This window comes from Paenibacillus sp. S29 (assembly GCF_049319765.1).
In the GTDB taxonomy this organism is placed as follows: Bacteria; Bacillota; Bacilli; order Paenibacillales; family Paenibacillaceae; genus Paenibacillus; species Paenibacillus polymyxa_B.
Genome location: NZ_JBMOUI010000002.1, coordinates 318,516 through 334,991 on the forward strand (window position 1 = coordinate 318,516; position 16,476 = coordinate 334,991).

At 46.8% G+C, this 16,476-nt stretch carries 19 protein-coding genes; 18 read left to right on the forward strand and 1 reads right to left on the reverse strand.

The window, feature by feature from the left end; translation table 11 throughout:
- Positions 1 to 71 precede the first annotated feature (71 nt).
- The 5 genes from ACL9RM_RS04475 (at position 72) to spoIVA (ending at position 3,466) form a co-directional block, all read left to right on the forward strand.
- Positions 72 to 347, forward strand: a complete 276-nt coding sequence (locus ACL9RM_RS04475; protein WP_013310741.1) for a stage VI sporulation protein F — start codon at positions 72 to 74, stop codon at positions 345 to 347.
- Between the two features lie 178 nt (positions 348 to 525).
- Positions 526 to 1,176, forward strand: a complete 651-nt coding sequence (locus ACL9RM_RS04480) for a hypothetical protein (protein ID WP_250268710.1) — start codon at positions 526 to 528, stop codon at positions 1,174 to 1,176.
- A 39-nt stretch (positions 1,177 to 1,215) separates the two neighbouring features.
- Positions 1,216 to 1,566, forward strand: coding sequence for a 2Fe-2S iron-sulfur cluster-binding protein (locus tag ACL9RM_RS04485; RefSeq protein WP_039271045.1), 351 nt, complete (start codon positions 1,216 to 1,218; stop codon positions 1,564 to 1,566).
- Positions 1,567 to 1,811: 245 nt separating this feature from the next.
- Entirely contained in the window at positions 1,812 to 1,949 is a 138-nt protein-coding gene (locus tag ACL9RM_RS04490; RefSeq protein ID WP_013371690.1) for a hypothetical protein, read from the forward strand.
- A gap of 38 nt (positions 1,950 to 1,987) precedes the next feature.
- Positions 1,988 to 3,466, forward strand: a complete 1,479-nt coding sequence (spoIVA, locus tag ACL9RM_RS04495) for a stage IV sporulation protein A (protein WP_023989182.1) — start codon at positions 1,988 to 1,990, stop codon at positions 3,464 to 3,466.
- A 178-nt stretch (positions 3,467 to 3,644) separates the two neighbouring features.
- On the opposite strand, the gene ACL9RM_RS04500 is transcribed toward spoIVA, so the two are convergent.
- Positions 3,645 to 4,556, reverse strand: coding sequence for a hypothetical protein (locus tag ACL9RM_RS04500; protein ID WP_061829223.1), 912 nt, complete (start codon positions 4,554 to 4,556; stop codon positions 3,645 to 3,647).
- Positions 4,557 to 4,687: 131 nt separating this feature from the next.
- Between ACL9RM_RS04500 and ACL9RM_RS04505 the strand changes: the two genes are divergently transcribed.
- From ACL9RM_RS04505 to ACL9RM_RS04565, 13 genes are all read left to right on the forward strand, one after another.
- Positions 4,688 to 5,620: a zinc-binding dehydrogenase gene (locus ACL9RM_RS04505; RefSeq protein WP_250268709.1), complete on the forward strand. Its 933-nt coding sequence runs from the start codon at positions 4,688 to 4,690 to the stop codon at positions 5,618 to 5,620.
- 251 nt (positions 5,621 to 5,871) lie between these two features.
- Complete coding sequence (locus ACL9RM_RS04510) at positions 5,872 to 6,987, forward strand: sugar ABC transporter substrate-binding protein (RefSeq protein ID WP_250268708.1); 1,116 nt, start codon at positions 5,872 to 5,874, stop codon at positions 6,985 to 6,987.
- A 67-nt stretch (positions 6,988 to 7,054) separates the two neighbouring features.
- Entirely contained in the window at positions 7,055 to 8,572 is a 1,518-nt protein-coding gene (locus ACL9RM_RS04515) for a sugar ABC transporter ATP-binding protein (protein WP_250268707.1), read from the forward strand.
- Positions 8,569 to 9,555, forward strand: coding sequence for an ABC transporter permease (locus ACL9RM_RS04520; RefSeq protein ID WP_414126205.1), 987 nt, complete (start codon positions 8,569 to 8,571; stop codon positions 9,553 to 9,555). The genes ACL9RM_RS04515 and ACL9RM_RS04520 overlap by 4 nt, the downstream gene beginning before the upstream one ends.
- A 247-nt stretch (positions 9,556 to 9,802) precedes the next feature.
- The gene (locus tag ACL9RM_RS04525) at positions 9,803 to 10,075 is read left to right on the forward strand and encodes an HU family DNA-binding protein (protein WP_013310732.1); all 273 of its coding nucleotides are present in this window, start codon (positions 9,803 to 9,805) and stop codon (positions 10,073 to 10,075) included.
- A gap of 401 nt (positions 10,076 to 10,476) precedes the next feature.
- Positions 10,477 to 10,707: a trp RNA-binding attenuation protein MtrB gene (gene mtrB, locus ACL9RM_RS04530; protein ID WP_013310730.1), complete on the forward strand. Its 231-nt coding sequence runs from the start codon at positions 10,477 to 10,479 to the stop codon at positions 10,705 to 10,707.
- A gap of 98 nt (positions 10,708 to 10,805) precedes the next feature.
- Positions 10,806 to 11,357, forward strand: a complete 552-nt coding sequence (locus ACL9RM_RS04535) for a hypothetical protein (RefSeq protein ID WP_061829217.1) — start codon at positions 10,806 to 10,808, stop codon at positions 11,355 to 11,357.
- Between the two features lie 116 nt (positions 11,358 to 11,473).
- Positions 11,474 to 12,343, forward strand: coding sequence for a heptaprenyl diphosphate synthase component 1 (locus ACL9RM_RS04540; RefSeq protein ID WP_250268705.1), 870 nt, complete (start codon positions 11,474 to 11,476; stop codon positions 12,341 to 12,343).
- 9 nt (positions 12,344 to 12,352) lie between these two features.
- Positions 12,353 to 13,081 (forward strand): demethylmenaquinone methyltransferase, encoded by a 729-nt coding sequence (locus ACL9RM_RS04545; RefSeq protein WP_061829257.1) that lies wholly within the window; start codon positions 12,353 to 12,355, stop codon positions 13,079 to 13,081.
- The gene (locus ACL9RM_RS04550; RefSeq protein WP_061829215.1) at positions 13,074 to 13,946 is read left to right on the forward strand and encodes a UbiA-like polyprenyltransferase; all 873 of its coding nucleotides are present in this window, start codon (positions 13,074 to 13,076) and stop codon (positions 13,944 to 13,946) included. Before ACL9RM_RS04545 ends, ACL9RM_RS04550 begins: the two co-directional genes overlap by 8 nt.
- Positions 13,946 to 14,605, forward strand: coding sequence for a UbiX family flavin prenyltransferase (locus ACL9RM_RS04555; RefSeq protein ID WP_061829214.1), 660 nt, complete (start codon positions 13,946 to 13,948; stop codon positions 14,603 to 14,605). The genes ACL9RM_RS04550 and ACL9RM_RS04555 overlap by 1 nt, the downstream gene beginning before the upstream one ends.
- Positions 14,562 to 15,428: a menaquinone biosynthetic enzyme MqnA/MqnD family protein gene (locus tag ACL9RM_RS04560; protein WP_235309589.1), complete on the forward strand. Its 867-nt coding sequence runs from the start codon at positions 14,562 to 14,564 to the stop codon at positions 15,426 to 15,428. The genes ACL9RM_RS04555 and ACL9RM_RS04560 overlap by 44 nt, the downstream gene beginning before the upstream one ends.
- The gene (locus ACL9RM_RS04565) at positions 15,425 to 16,399 is read left to right on the forward strand and encodes a polyprenyl synthetase family protein (RefSeq protein WP_061829212.1); all 975 of its coding nucleotides are present in this window, start codon (positions 15,425 to 15,427) and stop codon (positions 16,397 to 16,399) included. The genes ACL9RM_RS04560 and ACL9RM_RS04565 overlap by 4 nt, the downstream gene beginning before the upstream one ends.
- The last annotated feature ends 77 nt before the right edge of the window (positions 16,400 to 16,476 follow it).

Below are 16,476 nucleotides of genomic sequence, written 5' to 3' on the forward strand. Positions count from 1 at the left end.
ATGTACGCTTAATCACCTTTTGTCTCCGCCACTCATAGACTGAGTTGAGCAATGGCGGAGGAGGGGAGATTGTGAATAAAAACTTTCCGAAAGATGCATTGAAGGCCATTAACAAAAAAGGCGGCAAAAACATATCCGAAAATGCAGTGAAAAAGCTGGCAGGCACGGTAAAGGCGGACACGCTTCAAAGCGAAGCGCAACTGCGTCAGCTTATCAAGCAGGTGTCTGCGATGGCGAACATTCCGGTGTCGGAAGATACAGTAAGGGATATTGTTGGTGCTGTCAAAAAGAGCGGAATGAATCCTTCCAATATGGAAGCGTTGATGAAAATGATGATGAAAAAATAGACCGCTGGCCGCACGCCAGTTAGTATTAATCACCGTGAACCGGGAAGGTTCGCGGTTTTTTTTGTATTTTGGAGTAGGTAACCTCTTTTTCAGTACACAAAATATCGAACTGCCCTGTCGAACATGTTATAATGATGCCCATCAGGAAACGGAAGGAAAGACGGAAAAGGAGGCAATAATGTTGAAGGAGGCAATATCATCAGTGTTAGTAGACAGGCTTCCTCACAATCTGGCAGTTGCGCTGAGTAGCTTGGCAGAGAGCTGGTCAACAGTGTCGGTTCCGTGGATGCTGGGCGGGAGCTGTTCACTACTTGTGCAAGAAGTTGAACTGGATCGCCTGCCTCGGGACATTGATATTTATGCGGATATTCATGCCGCAAAGCAGCTTCATTCGCACCCCCTGGGTATGAGTATAGATCGACAGCAGGTCGACCGTAGCGGCTCTTACGTTTCATTGCTGAGCCACTATGATCTGGAGGGATTTCCAGTCGAGTTGGTGGGAGGATTTGAGGTATTATGTGACGGAGCGTTATACCGCTTAGAGATCGAGCGACTACTTTGGTCGACTGGTGTTCAGCTTGAGCTGGGGAGTGCTTCACTGCGTCTGATGCCGCTCAGTCATGAACTTTTATTCAATATATTGCGAAATCGACCCGACCGGTACAAAGCGATTGCAGATGTCATGAAGCGCGATCCGCAACGTCATATAATTGTACTGAAGCAGTTACTAGTCAGTAATATTTGGAATGAGGAGCAATTGGACAAGCTTGCAGAACTTCTGCCTTGGCCAGAGTTGCATTCTGTAATCCAGATGGGCAATGAAGTATAAGCTGTGTGTATTAGGAGAAAGACGACTGGAGGACCGTTCATGAATGTGCAGATTACGTTCAAGCCGTCAGGCAGGCGCGTACAGGTTGGTCAGGGTACGTCATTGCTTCAGGCTGCTCGTAAAGCGGGTGTATATATTCCCACTCGTTGTGACGGAAAAGCAGCCTGTCTGATGTGTAAGGTACAAATATCTCCAGAATGGGCTGAATTCGCAGGTCAACCCAGCGATGCAGAGCAGCGGAAGCTGGGACCTTTACTGGATGAAGGAATACGCTTATCCTGCCAGGCCCGTGTCCAAGGCGATATGGAGGTAACCATACCGGAGGATAAGCTCAAAGCGGCTATCAGGCGGCAACTGGAGCGTCAGGCGATGGATGATGAACTGTGGTAATGCCGATTATATCAGGAGAATAAAAAAAGGATGGTTTCCGACGACTCTAAACAGTCAGGAGAAACATCCTTTTTTTATTTAGTCTAGCGACAAAGTCATGGGAGAGCCTTGCCCCGCATATATTAGGTGAGTGGACCCAAACGTAAAATATCGTTTCTGCAATGATCGCTCTGTCGTAATCTATTTTTCAAAAAACTAAACATATTTTACGGAGGGGATACATATGATGGTATCAGTCCAAATGCATGTACGAGTTTACGCCGTTTCGCCGATTCCATCAGTCTCCTGAATCTCGGCGGCGGACGACTTCCGGGCATTTTAAAGGCTGTTCTGCCGCATCTGGGATCAAGCAGTTGGTTGAACACGAAGCGGATGCTCTTTAAGCATTTTTCCTTCGGAGACTTTTGAGGAGGGGATTTCATTGGAGAAAGTGGACATTTTTAAAGACATTGCCGAACGCACCGGAGGAGACATTTATCTTGGGGTCGTCGGCGCAGTCCGAACAGGAAAATCAACGTTTATCAAGCGGTTTATGGAGACGATTGTTCTGCCAAACATTACAAGTGAGGCGGACCGTGCCCGCGCCGTAGACGAGTTGCCGCAAAGTGCGGCAGGCAAGACGATCATGACGACGGAGCCTAAATTCGTACCGAATAATGCCGTCCAGATCAAAGTAACGGAAGGACTGGATGTGAATGTACGTCTGGTTGACTGTGTAGGATATGCAGTAGAAGGAGCAAAAGGTTACGAGGATGAAAATGGTCCGAGGATGATCTCCACACCATGGTTCGAAGAACCTATTCCTTTTCAGGAAGCGGCAGAAATTGGTACACGCAAGGTTATTCAGGAGCATTCGACGCTCGGTGTGGTAGTCACTACAGACGGCACGATTGCGGAAATCCCGCGCAGCTCTTATGTAGAGTCGGAGGAACGCGTCATTGAGGAGTTGAAGGAAGTTGGCAAACCATTTGTTTTGGTTATCAACTCCACGCATCCGCGCAGTGATGAAACACTCCAGCTTCGCAGTGAGCTGGCTGCCAAGTACGATATACCCGTCATGACACTCAGCGCCGCGACTATGACGGAAGATGATGTTACAGGCGTACTTCGTGAAGTATTGTATGAATTTCCGGTGCATGAGGTGAATGTAAACCTGCCGAGCTGGGTCATGGTACTGAACGAAGAACACTGGCTGCGTAGCAATTATGAAAATTCCGTTCGCGATACGGTTAAAGATATTCGACGCCTGCGTGATGTAGATCGAGTGGTTGGCCAGTTTATGGAATATGAATTCATCGACAGGGCCGGGTTGAGCGGGATGAATATGGGGCAGGGCGTAGCTGAAATTGATCTGTATGCTCCCGATGAGCTGTACGACCAGATTTTGGTCGAAGTCGTCGGGGTAGAGATTCGCGGCAAGGATCATTTGCTACAAATGATGCAGGATTTTGCCCATGCCAAACGGGAGTACGACCGCTTCGCTGAGGCGCTGGAAATGGTCAAGACAACGGGATATGGCATTGCCGCGCCGTCGTTGTCCGAGATGGCACTAGACGATCCGCAGTTGATTCGTCAGGGTACAAGGTTTGGGGTGCGGCTCAAGGCAACAGCACCTTCCATACACATGATTCGTGTCGATGTGGAATCGGAATTTGCTCCGATTATCGGAACAGAGAAGCAAAGTGAGGAGCTTATGCGCTATCTGATGCAGGATTTTGAGAATGACCCAATCAAAATTTGGGAGTCAGACATTTTCGGACGTTCGCTGCATTCTATTGTACGGGAAGGCATTCAGGGTAAAATCGCCATGATGCCGGACAATGCACGCTATAAGCTGCAGGAAACGCTGGGTCGTATCATTAATGAAGGTTCAGGCGGTCTCATTGCTATTATTCTTTAAGGCTAAGCCAGACCCAAAATGCATAAGGAAATACCGTGGAGAGCAATTTGCTCTCTACGGTTCGCAGAAAACAAAATATTAGACTGACCTCCAAAACCAGACAGGGGTAGCTATGGACGAGAAAATAAAGTCCTAGACTACCTCTATTTTTATTGAGCTTTCGTTTCTCATTGACTGGCTATTCATTAAACGCGAAGTTCTGACATTCTGCAGGACACCCCAAATATTCAAATACTCTGCGTGCAGGTTCGTCTATTGGTAAGTACACTTCAATTCCAGGATACATGTGGCTGCTTACAGAAAGATGAATTTGCTTGTAACGAATAGGGACAAAATCGGCCATGGTTCCCATTCTGGCCAAAATGATTTTGGATTGCTCAACTTCATTTGCTGAGTCCTTTGGCTGCATATTCCAATATTTATTGAGGTCGTCGTATTTTCGAAATCTGTCAATTAACTTTTTATACCCATGGTCGTATCGGGAAAACATGTTATTCCTTCTAAAAGCTTGTATCCCATAAATAGCATGAGACTCCCATTGTTCGAACGACTCAGTATCGAAGGTGGAACGGGGCCGAATGGAAAAATCGGAGTTAAAATGAAAATCAACTTTATTCAGCTTGCCATTCATAAAAGAATCATAGGGGATATCAAATAACTGGCGAAACGGCTCATTTAACCCCTTAATATCTAAGGTATGAGTGACGATCATTGCCGGAAAAGGCAGATTACTCATGATCTGCTGCGCTTGCTCCAGCGCCAGCTCCAGAGACCGTCCTTCCAATTCGTAATGGATCGGAAGATAATCGGCGGCGAGGAGAAGATCGTTGCGCTCATCTGAAGTGCACTCCAGATACTCAGCAATATGGATCATCGTTTGCCGATCCGGTATTCGACGAGACCGTCCAACCAATAGATTTTTATATGTAGGACAGGCCTCATCATTAAGCTCCTGCTGAGTAAATCGTTTCAATAACGGGTGAGATTGCTCGGTATATTCCCGCTGGCGTTTCATACGAACAGCTTCAATCTCTCCCAATACGATTTTTAATGTTTTGTGCTGGAAGTCCTCATCCTTGTGCATGGTCATCTCTTTTCAATCCTTTTCATAATGAGGTGTAGTTCTACACTTGGTACACATGATTCCCTACAGTATACTACATTGTGAAAAAGGGGAGCTATTTACAAAGGGTTCTCAATGACAAACATGGAGGAGATCATATGGTTCGTGCAATTGTAACAGATCCGTTTGCTTCAGGATATTTTGCGATAAAGGAAGTTGCCGCCCCACAGGCCCAGCCTTGGGAAGCGATCGTTCAAGTACAAGCCTTCTCTCTTAATCGGGGTGAAGTTGTAGATGCAAGAAATAATGGAGGACAGATCAGACCAGGCTGGGATTTTTCTGGGATCGTCGTTGAGCAGGCTAAAGATGGCACGGGTCCGAAACAGGGAAGCCGTGTCGTAGGCCTTCTCTTGATGGGAGCATGGGCCGAACAGGTTGCTGCTCCTACTTCATTACTGGCTGAATTTCCCGATGATATTACCTTTGCCCAGGCGGCTACTTTACCAGTAGCTGGTCTGTCAGCGCTCTATACGCTTAGAAAAGGAGGAATGCTGCTCGGTAAGCGAATGTTGATTACTGGCTCGACTGGCGGAGTTGGAATTTTTGCACATCAGCTAGCCGCGCAATCTGGAGCTTTTACAGTAGGTGTTGCCAGAACAACGGAAAAAGCCTTACTTGTTCAAGAGGCTGGTGCTAATGAGGTTATTGTTGGAGATACCGCGATTCCATCGGTTGATGCATTTGGACCTTATCATCTAATTATAGATTCAGTAGGTGGCGATACGCTAGCTGCCTTACTGCCTCAGCTTGTGCCAGACGGAATATGTGTATCCATGGGACATTCATCCTCACCTTACGCAACGATTAAAATCAGGGGCTTAGGTGGTAGAACCTTGTATAGCTTCTTTTTAGGAGAGGAGATAAATCGCTATTCGCCGGCGGAAGATCTGAAATTATTAGGTGAATTTGTTTCCAAAGGCCAGTTAGTACCAAGGATCGAAGTGGAGACATCCTGGAAGGAAATTGGAACTATTGCCCAACAACTGATAGATCGGAGGTTCTCCGGTAAAGCAGTGCTCCAAATAAATTAGATGTGAGCTTTCTCATATTTAAAATAACAAAACAGGATTGTATCTTCGGACTAGGCTCCGTCCTGATTTCATATTTAAGCAGCAACCGTTTTCCGGTATTCAATCGGGGGGCGGTTGTTTGTTGTGTTTTGGCTTTAAAACCGGAAATTTTTCTATATTTCATAAAACCTATTTACATACTTGGTTTAAAGCGATATATTAAGTATCAAATTTGAATCATTTTGTGGATTGAACGAGGGGGAAATGAAATCATGAATATCCAAAAAGAGCTCCAAAGAAACAAAAAGCTAGGGCTAGGGGCTATCATGCTACTGGTGCTGGTTTTGCTGGTCACTGCATGCGGCGTACCGAAAACAGAGAGCGGCACTCAAGGGACAAGCACTGCGGGATCGAATACAACAAACGGAAAAACGGACAATTTAAATCTAAAGGGTAAACGGGTTGCGTTGATCATGGAGTTTAACACGGGCACATTTTCGCAACAGTATGTTCAAGGTGTGGAAGAGGAAGTTAAGAAATTTGGCGGTACGCTGACTAAGTTTGTGGCAGATAACGATAAGGCTAAAATGGCTTCTCTGCTTGATAGTGCGATTAACCAGCAGTTTGATGTCATTTTGACTGATCACGGTGATGCATTGCTGGAGACAGGACTGAAAAAAGCAATTTCCCGCAATATTCCGGTTATCGTGTTCGATGCTGCCGTCAATGTTCCGGGTGCGGTAGTGCTCTCACAGGATGACCAAAGCATGGCTGAGTTGACGCTGGAGCAAATGAAAAAGGATATCGGCGGCAAAGGTAACATTGTGAAAGTATGGGTTGCCGGATTTGCACCGATGGAACGTCGTCAGGTTGCTTATGATGCATTTTTGAAATCCAATCCGGATATTAAAGAAATCGCGACTTTTGGTTCGGCTCAGAATCCTGCTTTAGATACGCAAGCCAAAATGGAAGCTGTATTAAAGCAATATCCTAAGGGCGAAATTACAGCCGTCTGGGCGGCTTGGGATGAATTTGCCAAAGGCGCAGCCCGTGCGATCCAACAAGCGGGACGTACGGAAATTAAGGTCTACGGCATTGACATGAGCGACGAGGACTTGCAAATGATCCAGGACCCGAAAAATCCTTGGGTGGCCTCGGCAGCCGTTGATCCAACAGATATCGGGCGCGTACAAGTGCGCTATGCATATCAGAAGCTGCATGGGGATAATCCGGAGGAGAAAGTCGTATTGAAGGCTGTATATGTGCAACGCGAAGCGCTGCCAGATAAGCAAATTTCCACATCCGAGCTGTCCCAATATGTGGAGGGATGGGGCCAAAGTGAGCAGGGCTATAAGGATTGGATGAAGGAATATGAAACGTCCAAATAAAATGTTTGCATCATGCAAAAGGCGCGCTTCGGCGCGCTTTTATCATAAGCAGGCGTGAGGGGGCACCATGAGTTCACAAGTATATACATTGGAGATGAAGAAAATCAGCAAACAGTTTGCTGGTGTAGATGCGCTGCAAGCCGTGGATTTTACGGTGCAGGGTGGCGAAATTCACGCTCTGCTGGGTGCCAACGGGGCAGGGAAAAGCACATTGATGAAGATTTTGTCCGGTGCGTATCGTTCCGATCAGGGAGTTATCGTAGTTGGTGGCAAGGAACTAAACATTAGTTCACCGTGGGAGGCCAAAAGAGCGGGAATCCACTGTGTGTATCAGGAGGTTGATTCAGCGCTTGTGCCTCAGTTAACCGTCGCTGAAAACATTGTAATGGACGATTTGTCTGCACCTGATGGTCGATGGTGGGCTGCGCCGGGGGCTATGCGCAGACGAGCGCGTGAGGCATTAGCACGTCTAGAGGTAGATATTGACGTACGACGATATGTGTCTGAACTGACGTTGGCAGAAAAACAACTTGTACTTATCGCACGTATTCTGACACAGCAAGCAAATACGATCATTTTTGATGAGCCTACGGCGCCGCTCAGCGAGGAAGAAACGCGACGTTTGTTCCGTACAATCCATACACTCAAGGATGAGGGGGTTGCATGTATTCTCATCACACACCGATTGCCGGAGGTTATCGAACACAGTGACCGTGTTACGGTGATGCGTGATGGTGAGCGCGTGTTCACGGGGCCTGCTTCTGATTTAAGTGTAGGCGACATCGTTACGCATATGCTTGGCAAAACATTTGAAGAGGAATTCCCAAAAACAGAGGTACCGATTGGTGAAACGATATTGGAAGCAAAAGGGCTTCACAAAGGATTACGAGTGCACGGCGTTGATTTACAGGCCCGACGTGGTGAAATTCTCTCTATTGTGGGTTTGGTTGGTGCAGGCAAGACAGAGCTGTCACGACTTCTTACAGGAGCAGACAAGCCGGATAAGGGAGAGCTGACCTTTAAAGGTCGCTCCATTCGATTGAGAGAGCCAGCGGACGCGGTAGCTCGAGGAATTGTGTCCATACCCGAGGAGCGACGTAAGCAGGGGGTGTTGATTGAGGAGAGTGTGGAAAGAAACCTCAGCCTTCCGCTTTTGGACAAGCTGAGTGTCCTTGGTTTCATCAGTCGGCGTAAAGAACGAAATAACGGCAATGGGATTGTCGCCTCTCTCGGTATTAAGACGCCTTCACTCCGCCAGAATGTTAAATATTTGAGTGGCGGGAATCAGCAAAAAGTTGCGATTGGGAAATGGCTGCATTCCGGAGCGGATGTATTTGTTTTTGACGAGCCAACCAAGGGTGTGGATATAGGGGCAAAAAGTGATATTTTCCGTATCATTGGCCAGTTGGCGGAGCAAGGAAAAGCAATCATCTATCTAACCTGTGAATTTGCTGAAGGGATTGGCATTGGTGATCGGATTGCAGTGATGTATGATGGCAAAATTATAAAGGAATTTGCGCGGGGCGAAGTGGAACAGGAACAGCTTCTGTTGTATGCCAGCGGCGGTAAAGAGGTGCATTCATGAAGGAAAAATGGTTAAACGTCTCATTTCGTTACGGTGCCGTAGTTGTCATTATAGGTGTATTGGCGTTTTTTTCATCTATATTACCTTATTTCTGGACTTATGATAATTTAATGGATATTCTAGGATCGATTGCCATTGTTACTTTCGTTGCCATTGGTGTGACGTTGTCACTTATCGTGGACGGTTTTGACCTGTCGGTGGGAGCTACAGTATCTTTGACAACGGTCGTTTCAGCTTCTTTGATGGTCTGGTATGAGCAGCCTGTTGCGGTGGTCATTATTGTGTCTCTGATTGTCGGCGCTTTGGTAGGACTGTTAAATTCATTATTGATCATTAAATTGCGTATTCCTGATTTGCTCGCAACCCTTGCAATCATGTATATTGTAAGCGGGATTCACAAAACGTACGCTCAGGGCTATACCATATACAATCATATGCAGTTTCCCGATGGCAGCAAGGCGCCGGGGGAGATATCTCCTGCATTTCTTTTGCTGGGGCAAGGTAAATGGTTGGGTATCCCGATTTCGGTTATTTTACTGTTACTGGCTGTGGCGGCGGTGCATGTTTTCTTGACCTATACAAAGCATGGGCGTCAAATGTATGTAACGGGTGGAAATGAGGAAGCTGCTCGTCTGTCGGGCATACGGGTAAAAAAAGTCCGTACTCTGGCCTATGTTGCTTCAGGCGTATTTGCGGCGATTGCCGGTATTTTGTATGCTTCGCGAGTAGGCTCAGGCCAAATTGACGCGGGTTCCCCTTTGCTCATGGAGGCGGTAGCTGCAGTATTCGTCGGTTTTTCGGTCTTTGGTGCTGGTAAACCCAATGTTATTGGTACATTTATTGGTGCGGTATTGATCGGTGTGTTGGTTAATGGACTAACGATGATGAATGTGCAATATTTTGCCCATGATATTGTCAAAGGAGTAGTGCTGGTACTTGCGCTGGCGGTTACTTTTTACGTGTTAAACCGTCGTCGTACTTGAAATTGTCTGTGGACTGTATTACTATAAACCTTGTTCCACGCAAGAAGGGTGCCATAAAACGCCAGTTTCGGCCTATATTGCGGAGGTTAGGTATATTCTATGTATATTTAACGACGAAACGGAAACAGATGATAACATTATGGAAGGCAGTACGCCGCCCGGGTTATTTTATACAGGCGACCTCATATCGGTCATTAACACCGATAACCTTAATGCTGGACTACACTTGAATTGGGAGGTGAATATTATGAATAAAACGGATTTGATCAATCAGGTTTCTGAAAGCACTGAATTGTCCAAAAAGGACGTAACCAAAGCAATCGATGCAGTATTTGAGGCGATCTCTGGAGCGCTGCAAAGCGGAGATAAGGTGCAACTGGTAGGTTTTGGGAACTTTGAGGTTCGTGAACGTTCCGCACGTAAAGGACGTAACCCGCAAACAGGAGAAGAAATCGAAATCCCTGCGAGCAAAATTCCGGCATTTAAACCGGGTAAAGCGCTCAAAGACGGAATTAAATAAGATTTCTTACATATTCCCAATGCGCTGAAAAGACCGTGAATTTGATTCACGGCCTTTTCTTTTTGCCCTGTTTACTTCGTGGTAGAGGTGCTATGGTCTGAAGAAGAGGAAGCTGTTCTGGCGTTTCGCGAGGCATAAGCGATCAGCACCAGGGGTTCACCCGTTAGCTCAGCAAATTCATGCTCTAGCTGTTGAAGCCGTTCGATTTGGGCAGGGCTGAGATTGGCGGGAAGATAGTTTTTCATCAGATCCGTTCCTTTCTTTAATGGATGGACTGCACGGATAGTATGGCTCGGGACACGCTAATTGTTGCAGGTAGCTCGGGAAGCATGTAGTTGACAAAACTAGCTTGAATCTCCATCATAAAAAGTATAGCTTCGGCTCTCAGGGAGGAAAAGGACATGGAAGATAACGTGACGGGTAGCAGTGAGTACGTCGTAATTAAAGCGAAAAGCAACGGATGTCAGGTTTTTGGTCTGACTAGAGGTCAGGATACACGCTTGCATCATTCAGAAAAATTGGACAAGGGCGAGGTACTGATCGTCCAATTTACGGATCATACTTCTGCTATTAAAATTCGCGGCAAAGCCGTTGTGATGACTAAGCACGGGGTAGTAGATACGGAGGATTAAAATGCAGGCATAGCCTGCTTTTTTTTGTTGTAGAATGAGAGTGAGGACCTTTACTGTAGCAAGCCCACATTATGAAGTAGAGGTCAGGGGAGGCTCTGATGAAACCTTGGATTGTATTCGGTGGCTCCATTCTCATAACCATCGCAGCAGCTGTGTTGCTACCGTCCTTACAGGTGCTGGACTCAGGAACCGCAGCAGTTCGTGAGACACAGGCGACGATTTCGCCTCAGCAACGGGTGCTGCTGTCGGATGACAATCTGGTGGATACGCTGAACGAGCTGCCGTTGACCACACCGATTGCAAGCGCAAGCTGGGAACATTCAGTCCTGACCCTGGATGTCAAGCTGTCCAAGGAAGAAACTGCCCCACTAGAGATTTATCAAAACATGGCGGAGCTTGCCGCTTTTAGCTTTTACGGAACGACGAATGTACGGCAATTGCTGCTTCGGGTGGTGACGCAGGACGAATGGTCAGGAGAACGGCATTTGCTGCTTGCATCAGATATACGCCGGAACGAGTGGACGAACGAGGCATTGGAACAGCTGAGAAGCCGGGAAGGCGCGGAATTGCCAGAGGAATTGAAATCCCGTTTCCGCATTACAGTAACGCCCATGTGGCAAAACAGGTTTAACGGTGTATATACAGATTAGATATTTCTGCCGGTGGACCTACAGTACTTTAGTCGCGAATCATTTTAAATTGTGATATAATATAAGGCATTGCAATTATTTGAGTATAGCAGAAAGTCATGTCTCGGAGGCTTAGGATGAAACCGTATCGCGTACCCCAATTAGCAAGGAAATATGTGGAATACGACATGATTCAACAACATACGGAAATGCCGGCTTTTCCTGACAGCCGTACCCGTTTGATGTTTGTGTTTTTGAACCGGAATGCGCAGGAGCTGCATGCCAGTGAGGACGAACTGTACGCATTGGTAACCTCACTTGTGCAGATGGGGCTGGATACGCATGATATGATTGATACTTTATCCGGTATACGGAGCCCGGAGGAGATGCGTTCCAGGCAGCTGAAAGTGTTAGCAGGGGACTATTTTAGTAGTCGTTTTTATCAGTTGCTTGCACTGGCAGGCCGCATCACGGCCATTTCGAAGCTGAGTGATGCTGTATGTGAAGTGAACGCAGGGAAAATGAGTCTGTACTGGGGAATGAAGCAATTCCGATTGGATGCAACTCAGTATTTAACTCAGATGGTTCGTTTCAAAAAGGAGCTTTTTTTATCATTCACTTCACTTGTAGCAGAACAGGATCAGGAAATTTGGAAGCAGCTTCTCAACAAATTTGCCCTCTGTGATACCTTGGTGGAGGAATGGGGGAAGCGGACAGAACCGGACAAGTCCCGTTTCGGATATATGTTCTGGCATATTTATGGTAACGGGGACCGGAACGAGCAGGCATTGCTTTCAGATAGTGGTACTGACACTGAAGCATGGCGTAAGCTTGTTCTGAAATACAAAGCCGAGGATGCGATACTGGACAAGCTTCGCACGGCTGTTACACACATCCGGCAGATCCTGTCAGATGATCAAAATACGGGGATCGAGGAATTTGAACGCATGCTTGAGCCTTTCCTGAAGCTGCTAAATAGTCCGCACCCAGTTGTGAGGGAAGGTTAGGTGAACGTGATGGGATCAAGCGACACCAAGCCGAAAGAACAATTCGTTCATGGCGTGTTTGAAAGTATAGCAGGTAAATACGATTTGATGAACGATATACTGAGCTTTCGCAGACATAAGGCTTGGCGGAAATTTACGATGAAAAAAATGAACATGCATCGCGGCGATACGGCAATCGATCTTTGCTGTGGCACATGTGACTGGACGCTTGCGATGGCGCGTGCAAGTGAAAGTGGTCACATCGTAGGACTGGATTTTAGTCAGAACATGCTCAATGTTGGCGAGCGTAAGATTACATCAGAATCCCGTGAAAAGCAAATTAAGCTTGTTCAGGGCAACGCGATGGAACTACCTTTTGAAGATAATTCATTTGATTATGCGACGATTGGTTTCGGTCTGCGCAACGTGCCTGACCTGCGCCAAGTGTTACAGGAGATGCAACGAGTCGTCAAACCTGGCGGGCAGGTCGTATGTCTGGAATTGTCTAAACCTACTTGGCAGCCGTTCAAGGGGATTTACTACACATATTTTCAACACATCTTGCCCATGCTCGGCAAATTGTTCGCCAAACGTTATGAGCAGTATAAATGGCTCCCTGATTCGTTGGCGCTTTTTCCAGGAAGGGATGAGTTGGCTGGCATCTTCCGTGAAGTCGGATTGAAGGATGTCCAGGCTCATTCTCTCACCGGAGGCATTGCGGCATTGCACATTGGAATCAAGGAGAGTCAGCATGTTTAAGAAAATTGCTATTTTTTTGGAAATGATTAAAATTGAACATACGTTATTTGCGCTCCCATTTGCATTCATGGGGGCTGTATTGGGGTCTGTTGTCGTGACAGGCAACCTTCCCTCCTGGCCGCAGATCGGCTGGATCCTGCTAGCTATGGTTGGCGCGCGTAGCGCGGCTTTTGGCTTCAATCGTATGATTGACCGGGTGATTGACGGGAAAAATCCGCGCACAGCAGGACGCGCTATCCCGGCGGGGTTGCTCAAATCGAGCGAAGTGGTGATTTTTATTATCGTCAGTTTGGTGTTGTTATTCTGGGCATCATTCAAGTTAAGTCCGCTGGCGTTCAAGCTGTTTCCGCTGGCCTTTTTTATGCTCGTTTTTTATTCTTACACCAAGCGTTTCACTTGGCTTTGCCATATTGTACTTGGTCTGACTATTGGTTTGGCGCCACTAGGCGCGTGGGTTGCAGTAACGGGACAAATAGATTTGACCGCTATCGTACTATATCTCACGATTGCATTTTGGACGGCGGGATTTGATGTAATTTATGCTTGTCAGGATATAGATTTTGACCAAAACGAAGGAGTTTATTCTATTCCTGCCCGTTTTGGTGTAGCAGGTGCGCTGAACATCGCTCGGGCATTCCACGTCATTACGGCGATCGGATTTATTGTATTGTTCTTTATTGCAGATTTAAGCTGGTGGTATCTGGCGGGCATGATTATTTCGTACATTATTTTATTTTATGAACACTATATCGTATCTCCAAAAGATTTGAGTCGATTGCAGACGGCATTCTTTACTATGAACGGTGTACTTAGCACTGTCGTATTTGCCTTTACACTGATTGATTTGGTGGTGCGTCAATACTAATGAATAATCAGGTGAGCGGACATCAAGGCAAACGAATCGTTATTGGCATTACAGGCGCGAGCGGAAGCATTTATGGTGTGCGACTGGTAGAGACTCTGCTGGACTTGCAATACACAGTTCACCTGATCGTTTCCAATGCTGGCTGGCGGGTGTTGAAAGAGGAGTTGGGCTGGAATGTGACTGACCGGGAAGGGGCTTTGAATGAACAATTCGGAGGCCGTCCCGGTTCTCTTGTATACCATCCGTTCACAGATATTGGAGCTTCGATTGCGAGCGGCTCTTATTTGGTGGATGCGATGATTATCATGCCATGCTCGATGGGGACGTTGTCAGCAGTGGCACACGGTTCGTCCGATAATCTCATGGCGAGGGCAGCGGACGTGATGATGAAGGAAGGTCGTCCGCTGATCCTTGTGCCTCGTGAGACGCCTCTACATGCCATTCATTTGGAAAACATGCTTAAGCTTGCGAGACTCGGCGTCAAAATGATTCCGGCTATGCCGGCTTTTTACTTTCATCCCAAGACGCTGGATGATATTGTGCTGTTCCTCGTAGGCAAAGTATTGGACAGCTTGCGTATAGAACATCAATTGTTTACGAGATGGGGGGATTCCGATGCCGACACCGGACACCAAGACAATCACAATCGGAAAAATTAAATATACAAACGCTTGGCCTATTTTTCATTTTTTTAATCCTTCTAAGCTTCTCCATTCGGCGGAGATGGTATCTAAAGTTCCGGCTGAATTGAATCGAGGTATGCTGACTGGAAGTTTGGATATTAGTGCGATGTCTTCCTTTGCGTATGCATCGGGTGCTGAGGAAATGCTATTGTTGCCAGATTTATCCGTCAGTGCAGATGGTCCTGTGCAATCCATTTTACTATTTTCACGCAAGCCGCTGGACGAAATCAAAAACGGAACCATTGCACTTACGAATACGTCTGCTACATCCGTGAATTTGTTGAAAATTTTGATGCAAAAGGCATGGGAAGGTCAACCTTCCTATTTTGACTGTGAACCGGATCTTGACTTGATGCTGGAACAGGCAGATGCAGGGCTATTGATTGGAGATCACGCGATTAAGGCATCTTGGCGAAGTGAAGATTTGTATGTTACGGACCTCGGAGAAGAGTGGAAGCGCTGGACGGGCTACAGTATGACTTTTGCTGTATGGGCAGTACGACGTGCTGTTGCTGCTCAGAATCCTGCCGCGGTGGCTGAAATTGCGAGTGCGTTCCGCGCAAGCAAGCAGCGTAGTCTGTCGGACCTGACGCCTGTTATTTCTGAAGCATGCGAGGAAATTGGAGGTCTGCGAGATTATTGGGAGCGCTACTTTACTAATCTGTGTTATGATTTTGGAGAGAAGCAACAACAAGGTTTAGAGCTTTATTTTCAGTATGCGCATGAACTGGGGCTGCTTGACCGACGAGTGAAGCCGCTTCTCTGGAGTGACAATACGCTGACACGGGTGAAAGAATGAAACGATTGGATTTGTTTGGTTTATTAAAGAAGGATATGAACTTTATAGAAGAAGAGTTGTACCGCAGTATCGACAGTACGGAGCCGTTGATTAATGATACGTCGCTTCATTTGCTTAAAGCAGGGGGCAAGCGTTTGCGTCCCGTATTTGTATTGCTGGGAGGCAAGTTTGGAGAATATGATCTGGACAAGCTCAAGCGTATAGCGGTACCTCTAGAACTGATTCATTCTGCCTCTCTCGTTCACGACGATGTGATTGACGATGCGGAAATGAGACGCGGTCAACCCACCGTGAAGTCCAAATGGGACAATCGGGTGGCTATGTACACCGGAGACTACATATATGCACGTGCGCTGTCTATTGCTGCTGGACTGCCGAATCCCGACATTCACCGGGTACTGTCTAAAGCGCTGGTGCAGATGTCCATTGGTGAAATGGAACAGATTCGTGATTTTTTTAATGTGGATCAGAGTGTGCGTAATTATTTGCTTCGCATACGGCGCAAAACAGCATTGTTGATTGCGGTTAGCTGCCAGTTGGGAGCTATGGCTGCAGGGGCGCGAGAAAGTATCAATTCCCTGCTGTACAGCTATGGCTATAACGTAGGTATGGCTTTTCAAATCCAGGATGATCTGCTCGATCTGTGTGGCACGGAAAAAAAGATTGGCAAGCCGCCGGGCAGCGATATGAGACAGGGGAATATTACGCTTCCGGTGATTTATGCGCTTGAACAGCCTGAGCTGCGTGCAGATCTACTGGCTGAAATCCGCCGCATTCAGGATGGGGATGGACAAGGAGATGCACGCAAAGCGGTGGATATGATCAAAAAAAGTGAAGGAATCGCTAAAGCTGAAATTCTCGCCGACCGATATATTAATAAAGCGCTAAACGCGCTGGACTTACTACCGGATGTCAAAACAAAAAAGACGCTACGCGATATTGCTCATTTTGTAACACGCCGCTCCTACTAAAGTTGTGTTTTGGGTTTGCTGTGACAAAATACTTTAACCGTTTCCAAGCTTTCTGTTACAATACAGTTTAGTACTGT